Here is a 3508-nt window from a genome sequence, read left to right on the forward strand (position 1 = left end):
CAGGCCATGCGGCGTTGCTCGTCGTTCATTTGGAATGACCAAACTTCGCTCCTCGCGCCTTGCCTGGCCTGTTTTCTGGCGGCAACTTGGCGGCGTGAATCAATCAGTGCTTCCCTAGGTCATAAGGATCTGAAAACCACGCAGGTTTATACCCATGTGCTCAAGCGCGGCGGCCACGGTGTTCGTAGTCCATTGGATGGCTAGAAAACACTCATCCCCCGGATTTTCATGTTCCGGAACGGATCAGAGCATGCAGAGCAGTTTGATGACGTCCAGTGAACCGATCGGCAAAGCGACGGGGCAAAGTGCCGCCGCTGATATCGTCGAACGAGCTGGCTCCAGCGTCTGGCTGGCATGCCAATGAATCACTGAGTGACCAGTTCAAGCAGCGCCGCCTCGATATCGGCGTCGTAATAAACCATGCCCAGTGTTCGCTGATACGCCATGCGATTGGCGCTTTTCAGGTCGATGTCGGGAACGGCGTAGCCGCAGGCCTGATAAATGCCCGCCAGGTATGCCATGTAGCGCTCACCTGCTTCGATCATCAGTAGCGTGGCGGCGCCGACATCCGGTTTGACCTTGGTGTTGAACTCGTCGGGAAGCGTGACCTTGATGATGACGGGCTCGTTAGCATCGCCAATACGCACGGTGCGCTCGCGCACGGTCTGTTGGGCCCAGTAGTAGGCCAGCTCCTTGCTCGGTGTCAGGTAGACGGGCTCGACGGTGGCCTCGAACGCATTGCCGATTGTCGCCATCGTCTTCTTGGCTGCGTCGTTCAGCGCCTGATCGCCGGAGCGCTTCAGTCCGTGCTGGAGGATGGATTCGACCAGCGCTGACGAGGTGCCGTGGTACCAGGTGTTGCTGGTGGCGAAGCCCTGTTCGCTCAGAAGGTGTTTGGCGTCTTTCAGATGCTCTGGTGCTTCCAGCATTGCTGCACTCCGCGTTCTGTTGAGGACGGGCTGATGCTGGTCCTCACAACAACAAAAAAGGCGGCACCGTGAGACCGGATACCGCCTTTGTTCGTCCCAGCGCCTTGGCGAATCAGCCGCCAAGGCGCTGCCAGTCATGGTTGGATCAGAACTGGTTGGACGTGTTCTTCTCACCACCGGCCTTCAGCGCGCGATCACCGGCAAAGTATTCCTTGTGATCGTCGCCGATGTCGGAACCGGCCATGTTCTGGTGCTTCACGCAGGCGATACCCTGACGGATTTCCTTGCGCTGCACGCCGGCCACGTAGCCGAGCATGCCCTGGTCGGCAAAGTATTCCTTGGCCAGGTTGTCGGTCGACAGTGCCACGGTGTGGTAGGTCGGCAGCGTGATCAGGTGGTGGAAGATGTTCGCTTCACGCGAGGCATCGGCCTGGAAGCTGCGCACCTTGTCGTCGGCATCAGCCGCCAGTTCGCTGTCGTCGTACTTGGCGTTCATCAGGTCGGCGCGATTGTACTCGCTCACGTCCTTGCCAGCTTCAACCCAGCGGTCGTAGGCCTGCTGGCGGAAGTTCAGCGTCCAGTTGAACGACGGGCTGTTGTTGTACACCAGCTTGGCGTCCGGAATTTCCTTGCGCACGCCGTTCATCATGGCGGCGATGTCCTTAACGTTCGGCGTGGCGGTTTCGATCCACAGCAGGTCGGCGCCGGCCTTGATGGCCTCGATGCAGTCGAACACGCAGCGCTCCTGACCGGTGCCCGAGCGGAACTGGTACAGGCCGGACGGAAGACGCTTCGGCCGCACCAGCTTGCCGTCGCGGCTGATCAGCACGTCGCCCGGCTTGGTGTCTTCCGGAGCCACTTCCTCGACATCCAGGTAGCTGTTGTAGATGTCGCCACCGTCACCCGGCTCGTTGACCACGGCAATTTCCTTGGTCAGGCCAGCGCCTTCGGAGTCGGTACGGGCGACGATGATGCCGTTGTCGATGCCCAGCTCGAGGAACGCGTAGCGCACTGCGCGCAGCTTGCCGTGGAAATCGGCGTGCGGCACGGTGACCTTGCCGTCCTGGTGGCCACACTGCTTCTCGTCGGCCACCTGGTTTTCGATCTGCAGCGCACAGGCACCGGCTTCGATCATCTTCTTGGCCAGCAGGTAGGTCGCTTCCGCGTTACCGAAGCCGGCGTCGATGTCGGCGATGATCGGCACCACGTGCGTCTCATGGTTGTCGATCTGGCTCTGGATCTCGGCGGCCTTGGCGGTGTCGCCAGCTTCGCGGGCGGCGTCCAGGGCGCGGAACAGGCCGCCCAGTTCGCGAGCGTCAGCCTGGCGCAGGAAGGTGTAGAGCTCTTCGATCAGTGCCGGCACGGCCGTCTTTTCGTGCATCGACTGGTCCGGCAGCGGGCCGAAGTCGGAACGCAGGGCCGCGACCATCCAGCCCGACAGGTACAGGTACTTCTTGTCGGTGGTGCCGAAGTGCTTCTTGATGGAGATCAGCTTCTGCTGACCCACGAAACCATGCCAGCAACCCAGCGACTGGGTGTACTTGGTCTTGTCGGCATCAAACTCGGCCATGTCGCGGCGCATGATGTCGGCCGTGTACTGGGCGATTTCGAGGCCGGTCTTGAACTTGTTCTGCGCGCGCATGCGGGCGGCGGACTCGGCGTCGATGGCGGCCCAGGGTGCCCCGTTGGCGTCGATGACGCTCTGCAGCGAGGCGATGTCGTCGGTGTACTTTGACATGGTCGGAACCTATTGGTTGATCGAAACAATGCGGCCGGGCGCGGCTTCGGATTCGGCCCGGCGCGTGGAAAAACGGCGCGTATTCTAGCCAGAATATTTAGATAATTCTAATAAATAGATAGTATTCTGAATATTCTTCCCGTGAATATTGCTAGGCCTCGTCGCCCCGCCCACCGATGAACCTCAAGACCATCGATCTGAACCTGCTGGTGTACCTGGATGTGCTGCTGCGCACGCGCAGCGTTACGCAGGCAGCCGAGAGTCTGGGAATCAGCCAGCCGGCCATGAGCAACGGCCTGCGCCGCCTGCGTGATCTGTTTGCCGACCCGTTGCTGATCCGCACCAAGGACGGCATGACGCCGACCGAGCGCGCCGAGCAATTGCAGCCGTTGTTACGCGAGATCGTGGCGGCGGTCGAAAAGGCCGTCGACCCCGACAAGGGCTTTGACGCCGCCAGCGCGGAGCGGGTATTTCGCCTGTCGATCAGCGATTACAGCGAATGCACGCTGCTGCCGCCGTTGCTGCGTGCCATGCGAAGCCTGGCCCCGCGCATCACGCTGGACATCCTCACACCCAGTGACGTGACCTTCAAGGACGTCGAAAGCGGCAAGGTCGATCTGGTCATCAACCGGTTCGACGAGCTGCCTCAGTCCTTTCACCATCAAACCATCTGGCGCGACGATTTTGCCTGCATGGTCAGCCGCCACAACCCGATTCGCGAGCAGTTCTCGCTCGAAACCTATCTGGAAGCCCGTCACGTCTGGGTGAGCAAGACGGGCATGGGTATCGGCGTGGGTGTGGAGCCCGGCACCATGCAGGGGCTCAGCTGGGTGGACGAAGC

3 protein-coding genes and 1 pseudogene are annotated in these 3508 nt (G+C 61.0%); 2 read left to right on the forward strand and 2 right to left on the reverse strand.

Annotation, left to right across the window (positions count from 1 at the left end; genetic code table 11):
- Positions 1-204 (forward strand): annotated as a pseudogene (locus tag ABNS06_RS00705) (hypothetical protein); the annotation flags it as partial.
- Positions 205-365: 161 nt separating this feature from the next.
- On the opposite strand, the gene ABNS06_RS00710 reads toward ABNS06_RS00705, so the two are convergent.
- Complete coding sequence (locus ABNS06_RS00710; RefSeq protein WP_348671985.1) at positions 366-929, reverse strand: hypothetical protein; 564 nt, start codon at positions 927-929, stop codon at positions 366-368.
- Between the two features lie 145 nt (positions 930-1074).
- On the reverse strand, positions 1075-2667 hold the full coding sequence (locus tag ABNS06_RS00715) for an isocitrate lyase (protein ID WP_348671986.1): 1593 nt from the start codon (positions 2665-2667) through the stop codon (positions 1075-1077).
- A gap of 176 nt (positions 2668-2843) precedes the next feature.
- On the opposite strand from ABNS06_RS00715, the gene ABNS06_RS00720 reads away from it, so the two are divergent.
- On the forward strand, positions 2844-3508 hold a 665-nt coding region (locus tag ABNS06_RS00720), incomplete at its 3' end, for a LysR family transcriptional regulator (RefSeq protein WP_348671987.1).

The sequence above is a fragment of the uncultured Abyssibacter sp. genome, from assembly GCF_964000955.1.
Lineage (GTDB): Bacteria > Pseudomonadota > Gammaproteobacteria > Nevskiales > OUC007 > Abyssibacter.